The sequence below is a fragment of the Flavobacterium sp. TC780 genome, from assembly GCF_056783245.1.
Genome location: NZ_JBXBAV010000074.1, coordinates 1 through 26,309 on the forward strand (window position 1 = coordinate 1; position 26,309 = coordinate 26,309).

Genomic DNA, 26,309 nt, shown 5'->3' on the forward strand with positions numbered 1-26,309 from the left:
TCCACGTATTGCTAAGGTTAATACATGCTCCTGTTGTTAGGGAGGCAGCACCTCTCCAAAAACTATTAAAGTTGTTGGATTATCAGGAACTGGTACTACAGCTCTGTCTCAAATATGGTTGCTGGATTACAAGCAGCAATAAATAGATACAATAATTTAGGATTGACTATTAAGTTTACACTAACCTTTAGTTCAAGTACCGCAGGTGCAAACATTGTTGTAAGAAGACAAGTTGGATCTGCTGGAGGAGTAGCTGGTTTCCCATCAGGAGGACAACCGTATAATTCAGTAACATTATATTCTGGATTAGATAACTATTTCAGTAGGTGTAAATGCACACGTAGCTGCACACGAAATAGGTCATTGTATCGGTTTACGTCATACAGACTGGTTTAGCCGTCAAAGTTGTGGACAAAATTCAAACGAAGGAACAGCTGGTGTAGGAGCAATTCATATCCCAGGAACACCTACAGGGTATGATGCAACTTCATACATGAGAGCTTGTTTCAGTTCAAGTGAAACGGGAGCTTTCAATACTAACGATGTTACAGCTCTTAATTATTTATATTAGAAATTAAATTAGGGTTCTCTTTACAAAACATAAGAGGCTGCTTCTTGATTTATGAGGCAGCCTCTTTTTTGTTGTGTTACATCCTAAATTGACCATCATTTTGGGATTAGTATACAATAAAAGTATTACATCAGTTTCCGCATTGATTCTTTTACCAAATCTCAACTTTTGCACTTGATTCAAAATAACTCGGAAGTGATTTTTTTTAAGTTAGGGAAGTACTTAAATGTAAAAAGCGCCTCAATGAGGTACTTTTTGCGGAGAAAGAGGCTCCGGCCACCTGTATCGTAAGCACCAGTAAACACTGAGTGTTATGTTTTTTCAAAAAAGAAGGCACCAATACAGCACTCTTAAAATTATTTGGTTTATAAACTGCACTAAATTTAGGAAAAAAAATCCACAATGTAGCTGAAAAACTTGTAAAAATTGAATTTGAGTTTATCCTCTTATAAGTTTGGCAGGCTTCATTTTAATGCTTGAACTTAAGATGCGAAGAAAGCAGTTGGCACCAGCAAGCTTATCCGTGTTCGACCGGGCGGAACACAGACAACTTAAGGCTTAGTAATTCTAATCAGCTTACATTGAGCCTTATAAAGCTACTTTTGCACGATATAGCTATATAATAATTATCGCCATTTTTAGTTTCATTTCAATATGGTATATTTTCAAGATCTGTTTTTAAAAGGCTGTTTGGTTATTTAATTGAGCCAAAGCATCATTCTATAGTTTTAACTCTACATTGTTTTAATAATTTTATAGTTCCATCATTCAATAGTTTTATCTCTACATTATCTAATAGTTTTATCACGTCAGCATTTAATAGTTCAACAACTACACTATTTAATAGTTTTATCACAACAGTATTTAATAGTTTTACCACAACAATATTTAATAGTTTTATCACGGAATTATTTATAACTTTACAGCATAATTACTTCACTATAATTATAGTGATCAATTAAAAAGTTATGGCAACACCAAGGGAAAGATTTGTAGAGGCGCTCAAAGTTTTGCATGAACTGCAGAAAAATGAGATTATAGGTATTCACTCAGATGATATTCCAAACCGTAAATACAGGGAGATACTGGTCAAAAACGGATTTATCAAAGAAGTGGCGAAAGGCTGGTATATTGCATCTAATCCTGAAGAGAAAGATGGTGAAACCACTTCGTGGTACAGCTCGTACTGGGATTTTGTTGCGATGTTCCTGGAACGAAGATATGGAGAAAACTGGTGCATATCTTCCAATCAGTCGCTATTAATACACGCTGGAAATCAAGTGGTGCCACCAGCTTCTGGTTCGTTCGCCACAGGGAAATAATTCCCAAACATCCTTTCCTCACAATACTTCGCTATTCAATCTTCGCGGGGATCTGCCTCTGGCTGGATACATGACTACGCAAAAGAATGGAATACGGATGTACAATCTGCAGGAAGCATTAATATATTGTACAGCCAGCATTTATATCCATAATGACATTGATGTTCGCACAGTTTTATCACTTATAAGGGATGCCTCAGAACTTCTGCCAATTCTACTTGAGAATGGGCATACAACTCTAGCGGGAAGGCTTGCAGGCGCCTTTAGAAATATAGGCAGAGAAAAGATAGCAGATCAGATTATAGATACTTTCAAACAGGCAGACTATGACATTCGTGAAGAAGATCCCTTTAATAATAAAATAGATTTACGACTCTCTGCACGTGAAAGGTCACCATATGCTAACCGGATCCGTCTGATGTGGGCTCAGATGCGCAGCGTCATTATTAAAAATTTTCCGCCTGCTCCTGGAATCCCAGAAGATCATGAAGCATTTTTAAAAAATATAGATGATATTTACGTTACTGACGCCTATCATTCGTTGTCTATTGAGAGATACCGCGTCTCACCTGAGCTGATTACCAAGGTAAGTTCAGGGGAATGGGACGCCAAAGAAATGAAGATGACCGCAGGCAGCGTGATGCAATGGCAGCAAGAGGCTACTATCAGGCTTTCCAATCAGTAAAAGAAAGCATCAGATTAATTCTGCAGGGTAAAAATTCAGGTCAGCAGATTGATGTAGATCATGCAAGCTGGTACAGGCAATTATTCGATCCCAGTGTAGCTGCAGGCATTTTAAAACCAGTAGATTTGGCTGGTTACAGAAACCATCAGGTTTACATAGGCAATTCCAAGCATACTCCTTTGAATGTTGATGCCATGAGAGATGCTATGCCCGTTTTATTTGAGCTGCTTGAAGATGAACCTGAAGCATCTGTTAGAAGTGTATTGGGACATTTCGTTTTTGTATTTATACATCCATATATGGATGGAAATGGACGTATGGCCAGATTTATAATGAACGTAATGCTTACTTCAGGCGGATATCCCTGGACTGTCATTCCAGTACAGAAACGTGATGAATATATGAAAGCATTAGAAAGTGCCAGTGTCGGTCAGAATATCGAGCCTTTTGCAGTTTTTTTAGGGCAGCTGGTTAACGAAACGATGCAGGGGAACGCTGTGGCAGAACTTCCTGCATAGATCATGTCAGAGATGGACATTAAAGAAATGAGTTGGCCTATTGGCGCTCGAAGCTTTTCTAAACAGAGTTTTGAATAATAACTCTGTTTAATACTCTTGGTATTAGCCGTTCTTACTTACAATATTTAGTAAAATGGATTATCTCTTCTTCGAAATTGAATTCCTCAAATTCCTGTTTATCGTGTGAAAGGATTATTCGAAAAATAGAAATTCAGTAATAATGGTACTTTTTCAGTATTTAAAGGACTTCCCCAAAGATTTACAAAAAATAAAACGATCAAAATATATCATTTTTATCTATTTAATACCACAAAATTAGAGACCTATTAAATTTTTGATGATATCTTTGATTATCATGAAGGCAATTACTTATCTGTAGAGTAAATTATTCAAAAAACAAGAATTCAACAATAACGGCACTCTCCCAGTATTTAAAAGCCTTCCCAAAGGTTTACAAAAAATAAAACAATCAAAATATATCACTTTTATCCATTTAACACCACAAAATTAGAGACCTAATTAGAGACCTGTTAATCTTTTTGATGTATCTTTGATTATCATGAAAGCAATTACTTATCGTTATAAATTGAAAGCTAAAAGTCAAGTACTTGAGCGTCGGACTAGTCCTGAATTAGTACTCGCTGAGGTTAGCGGTCCTTTGTAAATAAAGTAGACGGAAAAATTAGCTACAAAAAATTTCAATACTCCTTAGAAGTAACAATTTTACCAAAATATTTTGGTGTAATCCGAGAAAAAGAGGTGTTCGAAATTATGTTTATGACCTACAGACGATTAAAACATATGAGAAACGCAATAAACTGTTAAGAATTAGGCTATCCGATTTTGAATCAAATATAATAGCAACTGCATCTCATTTTAAAAATGAAGAACCAAGTCCGGAAGAAGTTAAAAATTATCTTCTTCTAATTAGCGGGCGAGACAAAAGAAAACCAGAAGAAACTTTCGTAATACTAAACTTTCTTAACAACCATATTAATTATCTAGAAAGCCTTGTTGGTAGTACACGTAAAGATGAAGTTAAAGAAACCACTATTAACTCTTTTAGAAATCTTATTCCGATAATAAAACGTTATGAAGAAGTAAAAAAGATTAAACTAACATTTAACAAAGTCAATGAAACTGTATATCGAGAAATTTGGGAAGTATTAAATAATATTAGAACTGGCAAAATTTTAGTAAGTAGTTACAAACTAGAACCAAAAGAAGCACTTGCTGCGAACACCTTAAAAGCATACCAAACATATTTTATACTACTTTGCAAAGCTGCTAAAAAACTAGACATAAAAACCCCATTAGATTTATCAGATAATAATTTAATAAATGCTTCTACAAGAAATAAATCTGCAAAAACTGAAGCATTTCTTAAAGAAGAGGATATCCTAAAAGTAATAGAATACATACCCACATCAAAACATTTGCAACTAGTAAAAAACTATATTCTAATAGCCAGCCAAACAGGTATGCGCCTCCAATCAACGCAGGAAGCAAAAGGTAGAACAATTCAAATATGTAATGAAAATAAAAACATTTTCTACTACATACATACTATCCAAGCTAAAACAGGAACAGAATGCTACACTCCCCTATTTTCCACAGCACTAAAAATTATTCAAAAAAATAATGGCACCTTTCCCGATTTTTCAAACATTAGTCTTGCTAATCTCAATATCAACATCAGAAATATACTTAAATCTGTTGAAGTCGAAAACAGTCACTTGTTCAGTACTCACAACTTAAGAAGTTCTTTTGTTAGCAATTTATCTTTATTAAATGTTCCAGAGATGATTATAAGCTATGTCACCCACCCATCCAAGAGAAGTAATTCTTCAAGCGTCCATATATATGACAGAAGGGATATGCTAGACAAAGCTAAAATGTTTGCTGCAGAAATAATTAGAGCAAATAAAGTAAAACCTTCAAAGTTATATACTTTCAGATAAATAAAGTTTCGAACCTAAAGCGCGTATATCATTATTTTGTTATGCATTTGGATGAGTAAATTAGTTTCTGCCATGATTCTGCCACAAAAATTTTCACTGTTTTTATAAATATTGAAATTTTTACTGTGATTTATCCGCTTAATTTTAGGTTATAATACTTCAATTGATTCAATGCTAAAAGTACGCTTTTTTTTATTACAAAAAATGATTAAATATGTTGAAACCTTATAAATGAGGTGACAGAGAATGGAAGAATAACTTATATTGAGTTTTGTGGTGGAAGGTCTCATTTTTATTGGATTAACTGCTCTATTCTCTCGGTCAGTTTGAGCAAAACTTTTTCCTGTTCATGTTCAGATAGCCCGGAAAGAGCCTCTGACGGTGCATTAACGGCCTGTAAATCGCTTATTCCAATCTGGTTTGAAAATCTGCAAGGACGGACAATTATCGAAAGAAGTATAGTACCATTTTCATTTGCATTATTCAGCAATTCTGGGATCTCTTTTCCTTGAATAAAATCTGAGGCCAGAAAATCTGTGGAAACAATTAAGATTGCAACTTTTGCTCTGTTTAATGCTTTGGTAATTTCATCTTTCCATTTATCTCCAGCCGTTATCTTATTGTCATCCCAAACTTCAAAATCAAATTCTGTCTGATGTTTAAGTACTTTTATATGAGTCTGTACCTTTTCCAGCCATATTTTATCCTTATGACTGTAGCTTATAAAAATGCTGGTTTTTGAGGTTTTATTCATGTTTACTGGAATTGTTTTGTTTTTATCATTTTTTATTAAGGGCAATGAATTTATTAATCGGCTGATATCGTTTGGATCGCCTATCTGTTGAAAAGTTCTTAACGAGTTTCCTTTTATTATTGTAAGTGCCAAATAATTGTGATCCAGCATTGTTCTGTCTAAAATTGGACTGTACGCATATATGCCCTGCAGGTTTTTTAGGTTGACATAAAGTGTACTTAGCCTTGCATTTTTTAATGGAAGCTGGCATATCCATAGGTGTTTCAGATTTACTAATACCGTCAGGGCTTGGGTAATTCGGAGAATAGATTTTTTGACAGATTTATTGAGACTAAACTATTTAATTTAGAAAATTCATCTGGCAAAGTCTTAAGTTTATTACCTGCTAAAAATATTTTTCTCAAGCGCTGCAGCTTTAAAACCTGACGCGGCACAGTTTTAATCTGGTTATTATTTAAATTTAAAGTTTGGAGCTTTCTCAGTTCACAGATCTTAGCAAAGAAATTAGAAATTTTATTATTTGAGATATCTAAAACTTCAAGTTTTTTTAATTCTGAAATTTCCTTGGGGATATCCTTAATTAAGTTACCACTGAGATTCAGTGTTCGAAGATTCTTTAATTTAAATATCTCATGTGGGACATCTTTTAAGTTTGAATTCGATAAATCTAATTTTGAAATATTTAAATTATTTGGTATTTTCTTTACTTCCATAAATCAAATTTAAAAAATTTATCCTAAAAAAACTCATTTATTTCTAAGGCGATTCTGCAGTCCCTTCGATATTGAGTCGGCAGCTATTTAATTTACTTCCAAGACAGAAGGTTTTACAACAAAAAAGCATGAGTATCATTGCTTTTATTTCCATACATTTGCATCTCCCATAGGAGGTATTGGGATTAATAAATCAAGATCAGGATGGGTCGCAGACAAGGTTTGTTTGCAAGTGGATTACAGACTGTTCTGCTTCGGCAGCCTCACGAATTCAAACACTAGTATTTGACTCCCGAGCCGCGAAAGATCGCACTCGGGATTTTTTTGAAATTGTTTAAGCTGAAAGTCTAAAAAATAAGCAACTTCTTACTTCAAAAGAGCAGTGTCTGTTTTAATTTGTTTTTTTAAGCCTCGATTCGGAGCTGCTATTTAGGTTTTTAATAATGGCGACGTTTGACGTAATAAGCTGTTTTGATTAATATTAAATCTCAATGCAGGCAATATACTTAAGTTTGATTTTTTTGATTAGTATTGTAAGAATTATGTATGATCTAGTGAAGGAGGTTAAGGAATTCGATCAGATTATTGTAAATAGATACAGAAGTTAAATGCCAACAGTAGTTAAATCCGAAGAGATAGAGATTGATTATATTCTTCAGCAGTCTCACGGTAAATTTTTTGACGACTTTATTCCCACGAGAATACCTTCAAGGATGTATGAAGCCATAAGAGTTTCAACAGACGGTCTGTCTTTTAAACTTATAGACAAAAACCAAAGAGACTTGCTTTCATGTGTTAATGGTAATTTTACGAACTATAATGATATAGAATATTTTGAAATAACAGGAACCTATTCAAAACTTGAGCATAGAGGATTTCTGACGTATTTATTTGAAATTTTAATTTATGAATATGACTATCACGTTCTGTCAGACGGGCAGCATTCCAGTCCCGGATCAAAAGAGTTCTGGCAGGCTCAGATAAAGAGGACTAAATTCAGCATTTACCGTCTAAATATAAAAACAAGCTATAAAAGAAAAGCTCATCGTTTCCAGCAAGAGGAAATATGGGGCGAACCCAAAAAAGTTAACTTTTACATAAGCAGCTTTATCGAGGAGGACGAAAGTGAAGGAGATGGAGAGAGAGAATTTGAAGACGCGGATCTTTTAAACGCTGAGGTGGAGGATTTAGATGAAATTATAACTGCAGATGATTTTACATACGAAGATCTAAATCCTGTATCACGAAATCAGGAAATATCATTTGAAGACATCAGGCTAGTTGCCCAAAAATGGAAGGAGGAAACATAAACTGCGACTTATCATATATCTTTAATATAAAAGCATCTACTCATTGTTAGACGAGGAAAATAATGTTCTAAAAGTTTCGAACCTAAACTTGTTAGACTTTTTTTGCTGGATTTCTTGTTTTAAAAAACAGCATGTGCCACGATTCTGCCACAAAACTTAGAATGGTCAAATAACTTTAAAACTGTCTTAACTTTTGTGGCAAAAAAGGTATCCAATCCACTCCCTGTCAATCCCCAAAAGCCATGATCTATGTATATTGCAGGAATGATAAACCGTCTATACCTAAATTTGATATTTTTACAGTTTCAATTACTATGCTTTCATTTATGACTGCATGTTATGCCAAGGCGGAAAAATTGATAAGCTGAAAAACGAAAGAACAATTTTACTCATTTGTCTGGAATATTTAATTTTTTTGAGATACAATTTGATAGTACTAAATTACATTTACTAATATTATTTTATTTGTTGACAATACAAGGGGTATAATATTTATTTCATGACAATTCCAAGATTATTATATTTACATCTTATAGCATAATTACGCGCCTTTCATATTTCGAGATGTAAGGAATCGATGTGCTGATTGAATTTCATAAAAATCTAATCTAATAAAAAAATGGGAAACTCTGTTGATGAAAGATTTACTAGTCTAAAATTGTGGAAACATTTTGAGACTGCGGCAGATCGCGAGCAGGTTATATTAGTAAGTAAACATATTGAACATGTACTTCCTCTACTAAATTATTTCACAACCGCATTTCCAACATATACATTGCATAATGGCCAGCATCAGAGAAATATCCTTTATCTTATGGGCGAGCTGCTGGGACCCGAATTAAGTGAAGTTTCAGCACTGGAATGTGCAGTTTTGATCCTTTCAGCATTCTATCATGACCTGGGGATGGTATTTACAGAAGAGGAATTGGATTCAGTTGAAAGTGAACCAAAATTTTTAATGTTCCTTGATCAGAATACCAAAGCAAGATTGAGTTATGAATCCAATGGCAAAAAAGCCGACAGAGAATTAATTGAATGGTACTGCAGAACAATGCACGCTGAAAGGGTATGGGTGTATTTGGATCAGGAGAATATTGATTTACCGCTTTTATGGAATGACCTTCCTTTTAAAACACAATTAGGCAAAGTCTGCGAGAGCCACAATTTATCAGTAAAAGATATAAAAAATAATGATGATGTATTTGTTACAGATTTTTTGGGAGAATGTGATTTAGTTTTCTGCTCTATACTGCTTCGTCTAGCAGATATTTTTGACTTCGATAATACAAGAAGCCCCAAAAGTGTATACGAGTTTCTTGGTCTGGACAAACCTAAAAATAACATCGAATCTGTCAGTAGAGCAGAATGGCAGAAACATTTAAGCTCGGGAGGATTTACCTTTCAAAGAAATGAAGATATATTAACTGTTCTTTTCAAAGCTGCGCCAAAGCACCCTTCTGTAGAAATAGAGATAAGAAATTTTCTAGATATTATAGAGATGGAACTGGCTGACTGCAATGAATTGAAAAGATTCTGTTCCAAAAAATGGAATGAGTTTAAACTGCCATCCAGTATCAACAGGGCCTGTATTTTAAGCACTAATTTCCGCTCTGGAAAATATCATTTTAGTTTGTCTCAGGATAAAATCCTAACCTTACTAACTGGAGAAGGACTATATAATGACCGGTATATTTTTTTACGAGAGTTACTGCAAAATTCTATTGATACCAGCAGGCACAGGGAGTTTAAGGAGAAAATTTCAAATTCCCGATTTACAGCAGATGAAATTGAAATATCCTATTTTACTGATACAGATGGATACAACTGGATCAGGATCGATGATTATGGAATGGGAATGACAGAGGATATTATTAGCAACCACTTACTAAAAAAGGGCGAGTCTTATTATAATTCAGATAAATTTAAACTTGAAAAACTTTTAATAAACCAGGCTTTTCACAATGATTTTGTTCCGATCAGCAGATTTGGCATTGGTATGCTTTCCTGTTTTATCATCAGTGATAAAATTGAAATAAGTACAAAACACATAAGCGAACCTGCAAATGCGTACAGGTTAACTTTGGAAGGGCAGAATGGCTACTTTATTTTTCAGTCCAGTAAAGATCATCATACTGCTAATCCAATGCCTAAAGAAAAGGGTTTTGAAAAGGGTTTTCGTAAAAAAGCAGGAACCTCAATTGCAGTAAGGATTACAGGGAATATGGAATTCCATGGTTTTGATTTTAAAAAGCAGATCGAATCCTATGTGCTTTGTTCCCCCATTAGGATCATGTACGAAGGCGAACTCGTTGGGGGTGAATGGAAAGCGCTGCTTGAAGACCCATGGACAGAAAGCCATGTTGTAGAAGTTGAAAAATCTTTTATAGATAATATTGAATCCACATTCGATTTAAAGCTTCCAAAATCATTACAGCTGGAAATCGCAGCAGTAAATGTTGGAGAAAAATCGCTGGACCCTAATCTAAAAGGGCAGATGGTTATGATATACCTAAAGATTGAAGAAATTATTTCCTTAAAAACACTGCCGACTTTCAGTATTGCCGCAAATGGAAAAGAGCTTGTTATCAGGGTCAGCAAAGCAGTAATAAAAGATGGCAAGTCGACCGATCTCTCAATAGAGCATAGGGATATAGATATTATATCCAGCTTAAATGTTCCTGAAAAGATAACTAACAGGCTTATGTATAATAATGAATATGAATATAGTTTTTCTAGAATCCAGTTAAGCCATAATGGTATAACTATTCACGACCAGGGAGATTTTTTCAGTTTAAATACAATATTTGGCAGAGAGCCAATACTAATGCATTCTTATGACAGACGAACTGTATACTCCGGAATACTTTATTTTCAGGACCGATTGCTGCCTTCTTTAACAGTTTCAAGAAACGAAATTAAGGACGTTACATTTGAGCTGTCTTTCAATGCATTGTATGCCCTTAGAGATTTAAATAAATTTGTTTATTATGATAATGATTTATATGATTTTTTCAGTAATCGTATCTCTATTATAAGTAGTCGCAGAATAATAAAGGAATCGAGAATTTATGAAAATAATAAAGATTATTGGGACAACGAACCTTTATATTTAATTGGCCAGGAAAAATTATCAGTAGTTCAAATAAAGGAATTACTTAAAACTTCTTCCGACTTTTTTGAAAATCCTTATTTCTACAGAAATGATGTTATTAATAATTTTGTTCTTTACATTTTAGAACAAAACTTTGAAGTTTATATTTCCATAAAAAAAATGACTGTTGGTCATATGACAGTGTATAAATTAACTATAGCAGAATCCCTGATACCAAATGAATTAAGACGTTTTAGGCCTTTTCGATTTTTTAAATTTGAAGAGGACAGGGTAGAACTATTAATAGGGGATAAAATAAATATCAACCACCGCTTTGTCCAATGGTATATTAAGGCGTCCGATCTTTTGTCGGATAAATTTAACTTTTATTCCTATCAGCTGATTCATATTTTGTATGATCCTGACACTGCGAAGGCAGTTTTAAACATTAACTCAATTTTAGACCGCCTGCGAAAAAGTTTACCACAGGATATTGCTCCTGATAAAGCAATAAATTTAAATGCTAAAGATTTTTATCTTTAACAAGAAAAGAACCTGATGTAAAACTCAAAAAACGCATGAAGCTAAGCAAAATCTTAAAAAGAGAAATACTCAAGAAAATTCTTGAGCAGCATAATCCATTTGGGGAATCGGATAATATAATGTCATTTCTTTCCCGTATCTGGGAATTAGACATTATGCCTTCGACTGACAGCCGATTTGAGGATGCTTTCGGTGATATTCAGCAGCATATTGTGTATAATGATGATTGGGATTTTGAATATTTATTTGAAGAAAGATTGGATCTATTATCCGATGAAAAGCAGTTCAAAGTTTTTTTAGAGACGATTTTACATCCTGATATAAGGCAGACTGAGGATGAGATCATGAAGTTCTATTTAGTGATTAATCCTTATCTGGAGAAAGAGAAATACAGGTTTGTTATTGTAAATTACCTGAGGGATTTTCCCATTTACGAAATAAAATTAATAACGGACACTGATGATATTCCAGCAGATATAAAATTAAATGATATACCATTTTTTGTGGAATGGGAGCCTGACGGTCATAACGATAAATTTCATTCACATAATACACCTGAAGTATTTCCCTCGTTTGTCCTTGCGTTCAATGACGGCTGGAATGACTTTAGGCGAATGACCCAATTTTATCTTTTTTATTATCAGAGCGACTCCACTTTTCATAAGATTGGATATGTAAAAATAATGAATGGTACAGAGGAGACCCGTGATGTTTTAGGCGACAGCTTTACCAATCTTTCACAAGGATTTTGTTCCCTTGGACAGGAGTATGAATATTACGAAAAGTTGAAATTACATTTAGGAAAAAATTTTGAGAGTGTGCTTTGGGCTTTGAAAGATGCTGCGTTCTATCCTGAGGTGAATGATAAATTTGAAAAACATTTTACTTTTAAGAATTCTTTAATCCGTTTCGATCAGGCGGAACAGCTGTTAAGAGAAGCCAAGTACAGGATTTATGACTATAACCTTTCAAGTCTCTATAGTTTTAAATACACTTTTAAACCTAAATTTTCAAAAACCAGCGTTGATCTTGAATTTAACTTTGATAACGATGAGGACTTTGCCAATAGGATATATGCGCTGATTGGTAAAAATGGAACGGGAAAAACGCAGCTGATGACTTCCCTGCCACTTGATATTTCGCAAAAGGCAGATAATAAATTTATGCCCAGAACACCTCTGTTCAGCAAGGTCATATCAGTTTCCTACAGTGCTTTTGATACTTTTGAGATACCAAAGAAGACATCGAGTTTCAATTATTTATACTGCGGTTTGAAAGATGAGAATGGAGAACGGCTTTCAGAACGGCAGCAGATTATGCGTTTTCATTCTGCATGGAAACGTATAAAGACCCTTGAGCGCATGATACAATGGATTAAAATTCTTGAAAATTTCTTAGATCAGGAAATTCTGGATTTATTTATTGTATTGGATGAAAGCGGTGATTATGATGTTAGCCTGGAGGGATTTGGAAAAGCAAGGAAAATGCTCAGTTCAGGACAAAGCATCCTGCTTTATATTATTACCGAGATTGTGGCAAACATAAGATATGATTCCATTATACTCTATGATGAACCGGAAACCCATCTTCATCCTAATGCCATATCGCAATTGATGAACACTATTTATGCGCTGGTTAATAAATTTCAGTCTTATTGTATTATAGCTACACATTCGCCATTGGTTATTCAGGAGTTATTGTCCAGAAATGTTTATGTAATTGAGAAAGAAGGTTCAGTCCCATCAGTTCGCAAACTGTCTTATGAAACTTTTGGAGAAAACTTAACGGTCTTGACAGAGGAAATTTTTGGAAACAGGTCGGTTCCAAAGCAGTACAAGAAAATTCTTCAAAAACTGGTTGAAAAAGGTAATACTTTTGAGGAAATCCTGGATATTGTTGAAACTGATGATATTCCCTTAAGCCTAAATGCAAGACTTTTTCTTAAAAGTATTGAAAAATGAGAAACCTGAAACCATACAATGAAGATACAATTTCATTCTTTGATGAGGTTGTTTCGGCGCGTAGAAATTCCGTTGCAGATCCTGAATTTCTCACTCGAATAGTAACTTACAGGCCGGGACTGATTCTTGCCTATACAGCATATGACGAATGCTGTGCTGCACAGTCATTGATGACAGCGAGAGCTTGGGACATGTAAATCCAACTAAGGGGGACCTGCTGAAATTATATAGTTATAAAGCAAATGTTTTTAAAAAACTGCAGCTTAAATTAACTACCGATGAAAATGACCGGCTTTTAAATACTTGTCAAAACTGCACAATTAATGAAATAAATTCCTTTGATCATATATTGCCTAAAGATGAATTTTCAGAATTTGCAGTCAATCCGAAAAATTTGTTTCCTTCCTGCACACAATGTAATGGTTATAAGAGTTACGTATGGCAGCAAGGCGGTATCGGCTTGTTTCTTAATTTATTTCTGGATATCCTTCCACAGGAGCAGTACTTATTTGCCAATGTTATTGTAGGAGACGAAGTTCAAATTAATTATACGATCGAGAACAGATTTGGAATGGATACTGGATTATTTGCTTTGATTGTCTCACATTATGGACGGCTGCATCTGCCAAGCCGATTTAGTAAAAACAGTGACAGTATTATAACGGAATTGATAAATTCTATTTTGTCAATAAAAAATGAATTGGACAAAGAGAAAATTAAGCAGGTAATTATTGGGAAAGCGGAGAGGGATCTTAATAAGTTTGGTTATAATTACTGGAAAGCGATAACGGTAATTGCTCTGATAAATTCAGAAGATTTTTATCAATTTGCGTCAGATCAGGAAGACTAATTATATCCTTTAGTTAGATAATAAATATACAAATAGAAAACAGATGCGTAATTATTGATAAATGTGATGCAGCTAAGTGTTAAAATGTATTTTTGATTTTATTAATTATCTAATTTTATCATGGAATTAATAATTTGACAATTTAAATATAATAGAAATGGAAACAGCAATTAAACTGCAGGTTAGTAAGAAGTTAAATACTCAGCAGCAACTGGATATATCAAATTAAAAGGAAGTTTAATTTCTAAGGGCTACACTGAAATTATTCATATTCTGGATAAGGATCACGAATTTCACATTTATTCATTTGAAACGCCTGTGGAGCGTAGGGATGAAGTGCAGGATTTCATAAAAGCTTTCATCAATCAGGCTGATCTGGCGGATACTGTAGCAATTAAATGATAAATAAAAATAAAACAGGGTAATTTGAAAAAAAATGTATACAGTGTTTTGGCATATTTTATTATCTATAACTTAAATAGGTTTTAATTTGTATGCTGTAATTTTTTCTATCGTGTTTACGTAGTCATCTGGCAGACCGATAAACTCAACCACTTTTAAATTTACAGTGCAGTTTGAATCTCCTCTCCAGTGTGACAGCTGCAATCCCCGTGTGGATCCTTTCGCGTAATACCCCAGGTGAATTGCAATTCTTCCTTCTATATTGGTTAATTGATCTCTTTGCGGATACCGCCTGTCGTATCCCAACATATAAAACATTGCTGCCGGTATTCTTGTTTCGGGTAGGAACCGTACGTAAATTTGATTTTAATATTCCCCCGATTCAAATCATGCAGATCTACCAAATCTGTGCAGTGTCAAACAGATTCCACCTCAAACCAATACAGGCAGCTGCCCTACCGTCTGGACACTTTTTAGAGATGTGTCCAGACGGTAGGTTTTTAAAGGGGTTTTTAGAAAAAGATATTATGTTAGAATTTATACTCATTTTTCTATTTTGAAAATTTTATTGAGAAAACTAGCTTTTTTTTTATAAAAAGTTTCCGTCTAAGAATGTAACAAGGTGTTCGATAGTCGAACACCTTTGAATTGTAGTTATTACTTAAGTTAAAGCTTGCTCATCGATACTTTTTAGTAATGCTTTATATTGATCGGAATCTTGTTCTTTATTTTTTGTTCTCAGTTTTAAATCCAGCCCTCGCCATAATTACCTGTTTCATGTAACCATGTTTGAGAGCAAGTATTACATACATAATAATGTTCATCGACATTTCCAAACATTGAATTTACTTCTTTAAAACTGTTTTTTACTAGATTTTTGTGAGGAGGAGTGTACCTTTGCTTTCCTATAAGATTTTTACAATCCTCGCAAAGGACAATATTATTTTCTTCTGTACTTTTTAAGTTCTTACTTTTCATCAAAATCGTTTTATTAAAGATTTTTATTTATCATTTCAAAATTACAGTTATTTAGTCTTTTATTAAAAATCAACAGTAAATTTAGTTATTAATCTAATATACAATGTTTTATTGTGCTTGTAAAATATAGTTTTTTTTCAACGTAAATTTAGAATTAGAAATATTAGCCGATTTTTTAGATTTCAGATAAATAGGAAATCATTTTGAACATTAAGAATAGCTAACTTGTCAGTTTTTTCTAGATTTGTAAGGATACAAAATATCTATTTTATACATTAAAGAAATTAAATGACACTATCAAAACTTTCAATTTTTTCAAAAAAAACAGATGCAAATGAAGTTGTAAAGGGATATGAATACCAAAGACTGAGGACTCTTGAGAATTGGCTCAGTAATAAAGTTCATAATCGTGATGAAATAATTTACTGCGAATATGAAGATGACATTTTTGAGAGGAATATCAATGCAGGTGTTTCCAAATTTACGCAGATAAAATTATATGGATCTAAGCCTTTTAGCTTTAAAAGTGAAGAAATTACAAAGGCTATAACTAATTTTTTCATGCTGTTTGTAAAAGGCGAATATAGCTTTGATTCCGTTGAATTTGTTTTTGAAACAAATACAGGAATTGCTGGAAAATATGGGGATAATGATGCAATTCTACTAAAGGATTGGTTTGAAAACCAAACTAGTAAAGATGCAATATTGCTTAAGGAAATCACAGAGAAAGTTAAGTCAATAGCTGTTAAGTATATAAACGAAGAGCTCCCTAAAGCCAAAAAAATCAGCAAGGAGGCAGCTGAGTCCGCAATGATTGATTTCAATTCCCTGCCTGATTCAGTTTGGGAGGATTTTGTCAAATCAATAAAATGGATATTTAATGATGTTTCTCCTGATGATGCTGTTGAACAAGTTGTCAGTTCTATTAAAAAATATATCAAAAACTTGTCTTTCCCGGCCATTGCCGGAAAAATTGATACTGTGTTTACGACTTTATATTATGAAGTATCAGTAAAGATGTTCCAAAATACACCAGAGAAGAGATGCCTGACAATCCACAGGATGGATGGGCTGATATTAGATCTTGGTGATGAAGCCGATAAGCAGTATAATATTGCATTGGAAGCTTGGAAAGATACCGAGGAAATAAAATATTTTAATCTTGCTGAATTTTTAGAAGTATTGTATTCTGCAAGACACTGCCGAGAATCAGCGTATCTTAAAACGCATTCTGTTATCTGGCAGAAATTGTTAAGTAAATTTATTCATTTTGCCCAAACACCAGACCGATACAGGCACATGGCAGTATATGAGTTTCTGTGGGGTTCATTGCGTCCAATACCGGGGAGAAAACCACAGGGAACGCTTTTTGGGTGTAACGAACTAATAGAGTTATATTTTGCAGAATCCGGAAAATTTGATGATCATGAATCTGTCGAAGACAGCTTATATTTATTGCACATTATTAGATTTTCGATAGGATTTGATAAATCGGATTTGGATATTAGTAAAACTGAGAAGTGGCTTAAAGATATTGAAGAAGTTATTAATGCAAAATTGCAGCAGAAGCACGGACCTAACGAAAGATGCTATTGGCTGGAACTGCGTGCGGCTTTTTACAGTACTAATTTAGATTTTACACAAGAGGTTTTAGAAAGCAATATTGTCTTTGATACTTATGATGAGCTATTGGAATTACTTCCAAGGGCAGCCTTATATAATGTAACGAGGCTCAGCAATATTTTAAACGAAGCGGTGAAACAGCTCTTAAGAGCAGAAGCCAGCCGTGATTACATTGAAAAGCTGGAAGGCATTGCAGATAAATTAATGCCGTTCGTTTCTCAAAGAAACGGTAATTATCAATATGCTAAGACTTATGTCGAAAGAGGTGCTAATTATTTAAATTCAACCAATCTATGTGATATCTCCAGAGCATTAAATTATTTTCATAAGGCAAAAGATATGTTTTTCCAGGAAGAAACTAAGGAAGGATACGTTTTGTCATTATTAAACATCAGCCAGCTGTATGCAGCTCTAAATATGAATTTTGCTGCAAAATATTATGCACTTAGTGCTGCCTGGTTTAGCATAAATAACAATCCTGAAAAATTGGTAAAGAAAATAACCGATGCGTTTAAAATGCTTGTGCATTATGATTTCACTCAGGGTTCTTGGATACATGCGCTGGAAATATTTGAATTTTTTGTAAGGGTAAGAGTAAATTTTGATCCAAGATCTTTAGAGGAACTAGACGAGATACTGGGAAAATCATTTATTACTGTTGCAGGAATATTAACAATGGCACCTAAGATTTCTCTGGAGCTCAATGGTTTTATTGAATCTCAAAAATATCAAATGAGCGATTTCTTTGCTCATTACATGAAACCTTTAATAAAGGGATACGAACAGATAATTCAGGATAGGGGACTAAAGGCACATTTAGAGAATAAATTAAGCAGTCCGCCAATTAATGATATAGGAGAAGTAAGAAAAATTGAATTTAAGGCATTAGGTAGTTTATGGATCATTTCATTTCCAAATACATGGCATTCTAACGCATTAGGGGAGGAATTTACGGCGGTGTTGCAGGTTTTATTGGTTGAACTGGCAACAGCTAAGAAAGATTTGCATTTTGTCAGGAACAATATTGAAATTGAAATAGTAGAGGCGGATAAATCAAAACAGCCTCAGCAGTATGCTTCGAATCAATCTTTTAAATGGACAGTTTATACCTGTACTGTAGATCTTCCTGGAGCGGACAAAATAACAATGCAGAGTTCGAGTGTTATTCAAAGTATAAAATATGTGCTGCGGGATCTCAGCATGATTAAAGATGATGAGGTTTTTAATTTTATAGACGGTCTTTATAAGAATGAATCTTTAGCGGAAAAACACTGACCAATGATCTTTATCAGAGAATTTACAGAAATGTTTATTCGGAAGAATCTTTTAAAGAATCAATGCGAAATTTGTTCTCGGGTAATGGTTTTGAAATTAAATATAAAGAAAGTAAGGTACTTCGCTGGAATGATACAATCAGCCCGCTGTATCAAAAAGAGGAATTTCTAAAGCAGATAGAAGGCAGATACAAAAGTTCTATAAAATCTCTGTATCTAACCATTGAAAAACTTAAAAAGCAGGACGGGTATAACAGCTGGCTGAGCAGCCTACGGGACCAGGGATGGCTGGACTGGCAGATTTTAATGGGTATGTATAATCATGCTATAAGCAATAAAACTTCCAGATTTATGTCAGGAATGACATTTCAATCCGAGTCTGAAAGACAGGAAGCTTTTGATACTAACTTTCATAAATTGAGAAGGAAAGATGAAAGTGAAATTTATGTTGATTTTCCTTTAGATTATTTTCAAGGGGAGGTGTTTCAATTTCAATTGGATCAGACTGTATTCTTAGTTTTAAAAGCATTGAATCTGGAAAACAGAAGTAGATTTCCAAACTTCCCTGCCTTCAAAGATTTTTTAGATCATCGTTTTAATTTTGCTGTTGATGATTTAGAGGGTTTTAGTCCTCTTTAAAATTGTTAGAAGGCAGATCGATTTTCTATGGGGTTAAACCGGCGATTGTGGAATCCGAAATTGGTTGTATTACAACATCAATACCAAATTTTTTTTTCAGCTCATCATCGGATATGCTGTCCGGGAATGCCATTGCCAGCAGATGCTGCGGTTTGGAACAGGCAACATAGATTATCCTTTGCTTTTCACTTGGAAATGTAGTTGTCTGGCTAAAATCCTTGAACGTAATGCTTTCCTTGCCGCTAACCCTATCAAAAAAGCACAACATGGCATCCATGGTACTGCCCTTAACCTGATGTACAGTTGTAATAGGAATGTTTGCCTTTTTAGAAGCGGGTTTATTAAAATAGTTATCCACTGGTTCTTTTTTCAAGTCTTTCATCGTAAACCCATCCATTCTTTGCTTAAAAGTAAAAGCTTCCGAAGCATCAACGGCGAATTTGTCCATAAACGCTTTCAAACAAAGTGTTGTCCAATCTTGTAAAGAATTTGATATGGGTGGCAATTGATGGAAAAAAATCAATAGCAGTGAGTTAAAATTTGAATCTGTTTTTCTTTCATTAAGTAATTCCTGCCTGTCATTATAAGGCAGGTTTGGATGTTCTAAAGTTGTAACTATAGCTCGTATCTCTGTGATGGCATTCCTAACATGCCCTGACTGAAAGTGAAAGATAGCTTTTAATATCAGTACTGGAATGAATGTCTTCCACGGATTAATATCAGTTGTATTTCCTGTCATTTTATCCTTAAGTGTGTTGCCTCGTACTACCACATGGCAATTTAAAAGACCATGATCGATACATTTTTGTTCAAAATGTTCCAAGATGTCCATAGGGTTTGTGTCATTATATTTATAGACAATAATGGGTAAGTTTTTGTCCTCGACTCCAAGAGAGTTAATTTTAGGATCTTTGGCAGTTCTCATGATACTAAAGCAGTCTATAATACGCTGCACGGATCTCCTGTTCTCATTTAAAGGCAGGCCGATCCATCCAGCTGCAGTATACTTCGCTGTAAAAAGTGCTGGTTTAGCGCTTCGCCATTCGTATAGGCTCTGATAAGGATCTCCAATCATCTCTATATTGGAAAGACCTAAAGATACCAGTACATTAAATATTTCATGCTGAATATCGGAGTTATCCTGCGCTTCATCAATCAGCATGTATGGAAATCTTTGAATCAGTAAGTGGCCAATCCGTGGGATATCCCTCAGCAAGGTAAGTGCAAAAAAGGCGCTGTCAAGGTTTGATATTAGGCCCTTCTTTTTTTTGATTTTCATAATTGCTGCACCGTAAGCCTGAAAATCTGCATCAGCTACATTTTTTGGTATATTTCCCTTAAAATTATATCTTCCTGCGGCATCAATCCATACAGAACTTGGTGCATAAGAGCGTGCAAGCTGAGTGCCATTTGTTGTTGTGAATCCACGTATTTCCGGTGAAAAAGCTTCTTGCTGTTTCCCATTCTTGAAATAATATACTTTACAAATACTATCAATTTGTTCTGCACTTTCTGCTATTTTCGGCCTCAGGCAGCCTGTCTCCAACAGATAAAAAGGGTAAGGTTACATAAGTATTTACAAAACTATCAAGTGTAGATACTAAATGCGGGTATTCCAATTGATCTCTATAAGATTTGCGGTACTTGTCAAGTATTTCGTCTTTGGCATTATTTGTAAAAGAAAGACAGGCAATACCGGAATATTTTCCATAAGTATCCAGACATTCTTTTTTCAGCAGGGAAAGTTTGTGTACAAGGCAAGTCGTTTTTCCGCTTCAGGACAGGCGCTCAGGATAATTTTTCCCCTCGCATCAAAATACGCCTTTCGCTCTACAGTTATGTCAATTGTCATTGTATTAGTTTTTCAAGTGGTTAAATGCCTCCACGATGTATGGCGGTACTACAAATGAAGTTTTTGCTTCAGCAATATTCTCGATTATATGAAGTGCAAAATCCTGTGCAAAAACTGCTTTGCCCGGCATGCACTTCCACATAAGGATAGCTAACTTTTGCTGTTCTTCTTCCCTGAATTTTGACTTTAGGGAGCTTAGGTAAGGATCCATATGAAGGGCAATATCCGCGCAATTTGCCTTTAAATATTTGTAGAGGAAATTATTTTGCAGATCGGCGAGATTGTCTGGAATATTACTGTAACAAAGATCATATTCAAGAGTCTGAAATGCTGCATTTACACTAATATTCGTTTGTTTATTTGCCACCGATTCCAGGTTTTTTATACGGTTACGGGTATTTGGCGCAATTAAAGATTTGTGAAGCGATATATGGTTTTTATAGCTACCTGCAACAAGATTATCGATATTATATATGTCCTCTTTTGATTTCGGGAACCGATCATCATCGGTGACTATAGCTATCTTTTTAGGAAGCTTTTTTTTGTTATCAGTGCTGTTGAATAAGAACATAAAAGGATAAAAAGATATTCCGCCAACATTCACCATTTCAATACTATAATCTTCAAGGTTAAAACCTTCGACACTGCAGAATGCAGAAAGCAGCAGTTCTTCCGAAATTCCCTCTACGAAAAGGCAGGATTTAGCAAAAAACAACTGGGATTTGGTGACGTCTACATAACGCTGTAACTGCTTCATTTTAAAATTTATATCATCCTGCAGAAGTGGTTTTGTTTTGGATGTATCTTGAATTATCTTCTCGGACTCGCGGTCATTAAAAATCTCCTCGACAGTATAAGCATCATTATCCAAAACAATAAGATTGGAGAAAGGCACTTTTGAAGTGAGTGTCGGTGAGTGAGTTGTAATAAAGAGCTGGCTGTTTTCAGAACTGTTGGACTCTTTTAGGAAATTATAAAGGCTCAGCTGAAGCTGGGGATGTATGTGAGCTTCAGGTTCCTCGATTAACAACGCAAAATGAGGAATCGGGTCCTCTTTGATACGTTCTTTGATATCTCCCAGCACGGTAGCTATATAAATAAGGTTGTTGAATCCGAGACTGTTCTGCATCAGATTGAACCCCTCGTCCGAACCGGTTTTCATATCATGAGGTAGGTAGGGCTTAATTACATTTACAATATATTCGATTCTTGACTGTTCAACATGCAGACCGATCTGGTTATCATTGGTATTTTTATATATACTTTTTAAATTACTGTTTATATTATCCCTTGTTTCCTGGACTTCTGGTCTCTTTAATAACTTATCATTGGCTTCTTTGATAATTTCTTTAAACTTTTCCTCAGTTTTCTTCTGTTCTACAAGCCGTTTGATAACCTTTCCCAATAAATTTCCTCTTGTAGTCAAAAGGTCTCTTGTGCTGTCACGTATAGCACTCAAATAGTAGTGCTGGAAGAGCTGAAAGGTGTTATAATCGGCTTTCTGGCCTTCAATAATTCCTGTGAAAAATGAAAATTTTGGATTGTGTTTATCCTTTTTGTAACGCAGCTCTATCCTCGCGTAGTCATTTTTACTATCGGCAGGGTCAATTACCATATATTCAAAGAATGCACCTTGCTGGTGCGGGTTTAATCCTCGGAATTCGTAACTTATAGTTATAAGGTCACTTGTATCTATTAGTAGTGCTCCTGCTGTATCAATTGAAACTGTTTCATGGAAATCTTCACTGGAAACAATCAGTTCCCTGATCGGTTCGCCGATATTATATAAAAGACGTATAGCATCAATAAGCGCTGACTTACGTGCGCCGTTTTCTCCGATAATAACATTGATCTTTTGTGAAAAATTGACCTCAAGGTGGCGTATACCTTTATAGTTGTTGATGGTAATCTTTGATAAGTACATCTAAAATTATTTTAATTGATTTGCTTTTAATTTTACTCTAGACCTAATAATAAAAATTCATTCATTTTCTGTACTATTTTATAAAAAAACGATTACGAAATGCAATATACAAGCAAGGCCAGCTTTTAGATTTAGATTAATTTTTTATTTGACATTCTAATAATTTGCTTTTATAATGTATTTTTAATTTAAAAAGTTGCCAAGTAAGAAACTTACATTAAATCCTACTACATCTATTTTGTTTACTTTTTTGTATTGAGCCTCAATATTTACACTTGGTTTTCCTTCTTTATCTTTTAAATAGTGATACTGTCTGGGAAATGGAAGGTCAGTAGAGATAATCTAGAGTATCAAATTTAAAACATGCTACGTGATTTATTTGATAGTTTCTAATTAATCCATCCACTTTTCCATGTTTGCCTGCAAGCGCGCCTGCTCATTAATCGTAAGAAAATTAATTCTATTATTGGGATGATTTCTTATGACTTTTATGTGAGGATACGTTGCCAAAAAGAAATTTCTTATTAGATCGTCGTCACCACTTTCAACTATTCTATTTGTATCTTCTGCAAGCAGAAAAATGTTATGTTCAAACGCCCTTCTAGTTTTAGGAGGTGGCATTCCATATTTATTGTTCTCCATCTTCATTTGATTTAAATTCCTTTTGTTGCATCATTTTAGCTACAGAATTTGCTAGTAATCTTGCTGATTGATTTACCGTGTTTAAATTTGGTCTTTGATTAGGGCCAAATCTTGCATTTTCTATACCTTTTATCGTCTTTATATTTGATCTGTTGATTTTAACCAGGTTTTTTTCAAATCCTTCCGACAAAAAGAACATATGTCTTTCAAATTCTTTTCTATTGTTCGTCATTGATGTGATTTTTAAATTGAGAGCTATCAAATGTGGCTCTTGAATTTGCCATTAATCTAACGGTTTCATTTATCGATAAAAAATTCATCCTCGTGTTTGGCGTCTTCCTAGCACTTAATAAACTATTTATCACTCGCTTATCATTAGTTATATTGTGCCTTCCTTTTAGACCTTCATATAACATATTAATATGTCGCTCAAATTCTTTTCGGTTTTGGGGAGTTATCATCTTTTAATTTTCTTTTGTTCAAAAACATCGATATACATGGAATTGTAACCAAAATATATCTGCCAAATTAATTTGTACTTCGATTTAAGCCCCATAACTTCATCTAAAGAGATTGTTGTAAAATAGCCGGTTTGCTGAGCCACACCTTGCTTTCTATTATCCCAATTCCGTCCTCTTCTCCAATATGTTGAATTAGTACTAGTCAGTATTTCTGGAATCAACTTATTAATATTGGAATTTAGTTCAGCCGGTCCCAATTCGCTTCCTGTGACATTTTCAGCATACTCGCTTTTAATAAAAAAAGGAATGCATCTTCATCCTCTTCATAAGACAGAGGGTAACTATTCGCGGGAAAGGTTGGCCAAGGATAAGAGTGCCCTTTTTCATTATATTTGTCCAAAGGAATCAAATATGCTGTCAGTTGGATTTTTTTCATTTCACGCACTACTTGTCTCTCTATATTTGGTACTTAGGTAATTCAAAGGGTATTCGCCGTTTAGTAATAATTTTTGTAAGTTAATTTTGTCCCCTTCAAAAATGTCTTTTTATCGTAGATTCGAATTGATCTTCAATCGGTTTAATCTGTGCTATTAATTTGTTTTCAGGAAAAGTAGGTTGGTAGAACCTAAGTATATTCGCTACTTTTTCTTTGCCCTCAATTGATACACATGAGCTAAGTGCAATGTTAAGTGCATACCTTAAAAGAGTATCAAAATCAGATAAAAGATTAATGTCATTATGATCATTGAAACTTGTATCGATATAACGACTGGCTTTCTGGCATTCTACAATTGATGTCAGTGGTATGAGCTGCTTAATTTGATCCAAGAGTGTTTCTGCAAATTCTTTGGTCAAAATATTGAGTTCATTAAGCTCATATAAATAATCACTTATCGGTTCTAAATATTCTTCTTCGATTACGATGTCTCCATTACTTTCTGAAGAATTATAAATGCTTGCTTCAATTTTTCGATTAAATGTATCCAAGTTTGTGATATATGTAATTTTAATTGTTTAAGAGTGTCAGAAGTGTATTTGTTACCATGAAATGCCTTAGTCCAGTTATTTCCTCCTTGACTTGTTCGAGAATAGTTTTTAGTATTTCTGAAAATCCAATTGGATTAACACGGGAAATCTGGTGAATAACAGAGGCTGAAAGCTCTCTTGATACTTTATATCCGTCACTAGTTATTTCCTTTACTAAAGCCCTAACGATTGTTTCGGGTATAACTGTTCCAAGCCATGTTATTACTTCAATTGTTCTGTTCTTGATAACCTGTGATGGATGGTTTAAAAACCAAATAAGCAATTCTAACAGCAGTTCATCCTGTTGGGCCAAATCAATTTTATTTGTGCTATTACTTATCCAGCTATACTTGTCATAAAAAGGTTGTTGTGTTCTAACCATGAGGTCTATATGTTCACGAACGATGATAGTATCAGTTGCTTTTCCTGCTCATCGTCTATATTCTTAAGCAGGTTTATAATCTGGTTAGCAATAACCCATTCTTCAAAGTAAGGCTCATTAATAATCAGGTCTTTTATATCCATTATAAGCTCGAGGAGTTATTATAACTTTCGGGAAAAAAGATTTCTAACCTCATTAATTTTATTAGAATAATTGAATGACCATATTCCATACTTTTGATTTTGCACTTCTTGCAGAGCCTCTATAATTATTTTTCTTGCCCCACTTTTATTTTCGGCATCAAGCTTTTTTTGCGCGTCTTCTTTTACTTTAATTAATATGTCTAAAGGATCTTCCCTTTGCACATGTTTTGATGAAGTTATTTCCTCACCAACTCTACTGTTCTGTTTAGATTGCGAAGGGCTCATACCAACAGATTCTAAATACCCCTTTACCTTCTCAAAGTTTAAAGGGCTTAGTTCCCTAAACAATTCACTAAGATATTCGTGTCGATATTCGTCGCTCACTTCTGTAATTACAAATCGAGATAGACGTTTAAATAATATATCTAACATTTCAGGCTCATTATTTTCACTATAATTCAAGATACCCGCCTGCACTTTAGCATATCCACTGAGGTACCTATCATCCCCTAATATAAACATTTCACTAAGTCCCCAAGCAATCAGCGACCCACGGCAATCAATACTCCGTAGCATATTCAATATGCCACTTTGCTCTTCAATTGCTCTTGCACCTAATGTATAACCATCTCCCAGGTGCTGCCTCCCTAACAACAGGAGCATGTATTAACCTTAGCAATACGT

At 34.3% G+C, this 26,309-nt stretch carries 24 protein-coding genes; 12 read left to right on the plus strand and 12 right to left on the minus strand.

Annotation, left to right across the window (positions count from 1 at the left end):
- Positions 1-114 precede the first annotated feature (114 nt).
- A complete protein-coding gene (locus AC1RYN_RS07205; RefSeq protein ID WP_481806421.1) occupies positions 115-396 on the plus strand; it encodes a M57 family metalloprotease in 282 nt (93 codons plus the stop codon).
- Positions 368-571: a M57 family metalloprotease gene (locus AC1RYN_RS07210; protein ID WP_481806444.1), complete on the plus strand. Its 204-nt coding sequence runs from the start codon at positions 368-370 to the stop codon at positions 569-571. Before AC1RYN_RS07205 ends, AC1RYN_RS07210 begins: the two co-directional genes overlap by 29 nt.
- 715 nt (positions 572-1,286) lie before the next feature.
- Here the strand turns inward: AC1RYN_RS07210 and AC1RYN_RS07215 are convergent.
- Complete coding sequence (locus tag AC1RYN_RS07215; RefSeq protein WP_481806422.1) at positions 1,287-1,451, minus strand: hypothetical protein; 165 nt, start codon at positions 1,449-1,451, stop codon at positions 1,287-1,289.
- Between the two features lie 88 nt (positions 1,452-1,539).
- Between AC1RYN_RS07215 and AC1RYN_RS07220 the strand changes: the two genes are divergently transcribed.
- The 3 genes from AC1RYN_RS07220 (at position 1,540) to AC1RYN_RS07230 (ending at position 3,096) form a co-directional block, all read left to right on the plus strand.
- On the plus strand, positions 1,540-1,893 hold the full coding sequence (locus AC1RYN_RS07220; RefSeq protein WP_481806423.1) for a hypothetical protein: 354 nt from the start codon (positions 1,540-1,542) through the stop codon (positions 1,891-1,893).
- A gap of 70 nt (positions 1,894-1,963) precedes the next feature.
- A complete protein-coding gene (locus AC1RYN_RS07225) occupies positions 1,964-2,578 on the plus strand; it encodes a hypothetical protein (protein WP_481806424.1) in 615 nt (204 codons plus the stop codon).
- A complete protein-coding gene (locus tag AC1RYN_RS07230; RefSeq protein WP_481806425.1) occupies positions 2,494-3,096 on the plus strand; it encodes a Fic family protein in 603 nt (200 codons plus the stop codon). Before AC1RYN_RS07225 ends, AC1RYN_RS07230 begins: the two co-directional genes overlap by 85 nt.
- A gap of 1,204 nt (positions 3,097-4,300) precedes the next feature.
- On the opposite strand, the gene AC1RYN_RS07235 is transcribed toward AC1RYN_RS07230, so the two are convergent.
- The gene (locus tag AC1RYN_RS07235; protein WP_481806426.1) at positions 4,301-4,522 is read right to left on the minus strand and encodes a hypothetical protein; all 222 of its coding nucleotides are present in this window, start codon (positions 4,520-4,522) and stop codon (positions 4,301-4,303) included.
- Positions 4,523-4,532: 10 nt separating this feature from the next.
- Here AC1RYN_RS07235 and AC1RYN_RS07240 point away from each other — a divergent pair, with 10 nt between their 5' ends.
- Positions 4,533-5,057: a site-specific integrase gene (locus AC1RYN_RS07240; RefSeq protein WP_481806427.1), complete on the plus strand. Its 525-nt coding sequence runs from the start codon at positions 4,533-4,535 to the stop codon at positions 5,055-5,057.
- Between the two features lie 292 nt (positions 5,058-5,349).
- On the opposite strand, the gene AC1RYN_RS07245 is transcribed toward AC1RYN_RS07240, so the two are convergent.
- Positions 5,350-5,961 (minus strand): toll/interleukin-1 receptor domain-containing protein, encoded by a 612-nt coding sequence (locus tag AC1RYN_RS07245; protein WP_481806428.1) that lies wholly within the window; start codon positions 5,959-5,961, stop codon positions 5,350-5,352.
- Between the two features lie 131 nt (positions 5,962-6,092).
- Positions 6,093-6,524: a leucine-rich repeat domain-containing protein gene (locus AC1RYN_RS07250; protein WP_481806429.1), complete on the minus strand. Its 432-nt coding sequence runs from the start codon at positions 6,522-6,524 to the stop codon at positions 6,093-6,095.
- A 608-nt stretch (positions 6,525-7,132) separates the two neighbouring features.
- On the opposite strand from AC1RYN_RS07250, the gene AC1RYN_RS07255 reads away from it, so the two are divergent.
- The 4 genes from AC1RYN_RS07255 (at position 7,133) to AC1RYN_RS07270 (ending at position 14,279) form a co-directional block, all read left to right on the plus strand.
- Positions 7,133-7,834, plus strand: coding sequence for a hypothetical protein (locus AC1RYN_RS07255; RefSeq protein ID WP_481806430.1), 702 nt, complete (start codon positions 7,133-7,135; stop codon positions 7,832-7,834).
- A gap of 619 nt (positions 7,835-8,453) precedes the next feature.
- Entirely contained in the window at positions 8,454-11,468 is a 3,015-nt protein-coding gene (locus tag AC1RYN_RS07260; RefSeq protein WP_481806431.1) for an HD domain-containing protein, read from the plus strand.
- A 35-nt stretch (positions 11,469-11,503) separates the two neighbouring features.
- Positions 11,504-13,429: an AbiJ-related protein gene (locus tag AC1RYN_RS07265; RefSeq protein WP_481806432.1), complete on the plus strand. Its 1,926-nt coding sequence runs from the start codon at positions 11,504-11,506 to the stop codon at positions 13,427-13,429.
- A 148-nt stretch (positions 13,430-13,577) separates the two neighbouring features.
- The gene (locus AC1RYN_RS07270; protein WP_481806433.1) at positions 13,578-14,279 is read left to right on the plus strand and encodes an HNH endonuclease; all 702 of its coding nucleotides are present in this window, start codon (positions 13,578-13,580) and stop codon (positions 14,277-14,279) included.
- Between the two features lie 1,146 nt (positions 14,280-15,425).
- On the opposite strand, the gene AC1RYN_RS07275 is transcribed toward AC1RYN_RS07270, so the two are convergent.
- The gene (locus AC1RYN_RS07275) at positions 15,426-15,659 is read right to left on the minus strand and encodes a hypothetical protein (RefSeq protein ID WP_481806434.1); all 234 of its coding nucleotides are present in this window, start codon (positions 15,657-15,659) and stop codon (positions 15,426-15,428) included.
- Between the two features lie 561 nt (positions 15,660-16,220).
- Between AC1RYN_RS07275 and AC1RYN_RS07280 the strand changes: the two genes are divergently transcribed.
- Complete coding sequence (locus AC1RYN_RS07280; protein WP_481806435.1) at positions 16,221-18,557, plus strand: hypothetical protein; 2,337 nt, start codon at positions 16,221-16,223, stop codon at positions 18,555-18,557.
- Positions 18,558-18,619: 62 nt separating this feature from the next.
- Positions 18,620-19,195 carry a hypothetical protein gene (locus AC1RYN_RS07285; RefSeq protein WP_481806436.1) on the plus strand — a complete coding sequence of 192 codons (576 nt, stop codon included), beginning with the start codon at positions 18,620-18,622 and terminating at the stop codon, positions 19,193-19,195.
- A gap of 25 nt (positions 19,196-19,220) precedes the next feature.
- Here the strand turns inward: AC1RYN_RS07285 and AC1RYN_RS07290 are convergent, their stop codons facing one another.
- The 7 genes from AC1RYN_RS07290 to AC1RYN_RS07320 all read right to left on the minus strand — a co-directional run bounded on the left by AC1RYN_RS07290 (position 19,221) and on the right by AC1RYN_RS07320 (position 26,288).
- Positions 19,221-20,741 (minus strand): UvrD-helicase domain-containing protein, encoded by a 1,521-nt coding sequence (locus tag AC1RYN_RS07290; RefSeq protein ID WP_481806437.1) that lies wholly within the window; start codon positions 20,739-20,741, stop codon positions 19,221-19,223.
- Positions 20,742-21,051: 310 nt separating this feature from the next.
- Entirely contained in the window at positions 21,052-22,971 is a 1,920-nt protein-coding gene (locus AC1RYN_RS07295) for an ATP-dependent nuclease (RefSeq protein WP_481806438.1), read from the minus strand.
- Between the two features lie 393 nt (positions 22,972-23,364).
- A complete protein-coding gene (locus AC1RYN_RS07300; RefSeq protein ID WP_481806439.1) occupies positions 23,365-23,613 on the minus strand; it encodes a hypothetical protein in 249 nt (82 codons plus the stop codon).
- Positions 23,600-23,845 (minus strand): hypothetical protein, encoded by a 246-nt coding sequence (locus tag AC1RYN_RS07305; protein ID WP_481806440.1) that lies wholly within the window; start codon positions 23,843-23,845, stop codon positions 23,600-23,602. The genes AC1RYN_RS07300 and AC1RYN_RS07305 overlap by 14 nt, the downstream gene beginning before the upstream one ends.
- A 760-nt stretch (positions 23,846-24,605) precedes the next feature.
- Entirely contained in the window at positions 24,606-25,061 is a 456-nt protein-coding gene (locus AC1RYN_RS07310; RefSeq protein WP_481806441.1) for a hypothetical protein, read from the minus strand.
- A gap of 19 nt (positions 25,062-25,080) precedes the next feature.
- Complete coding sequence (locus AC1RYN_RS07315; RefSeq protein WP_481806442.1) at positions 25,081-25,482, minus strand: hypothetical protein; 402 nt, start codon at positions 25,480-25,482, stop codon at positions 25,081-25,083.
- A 161-nt stretch (positions 25,483-25,643) separates the two neighbouring features.
- Entirely contained in the window at positions 25,644-26,288 is a 645-nt protein-coding gene (locus AC1RYN_RS07320) for a hypothetical protein (protein ID WP_481806443.1), read from the minus strand.
- Positions 26,289-26,309: the final 21 nt, after the last annotated feature.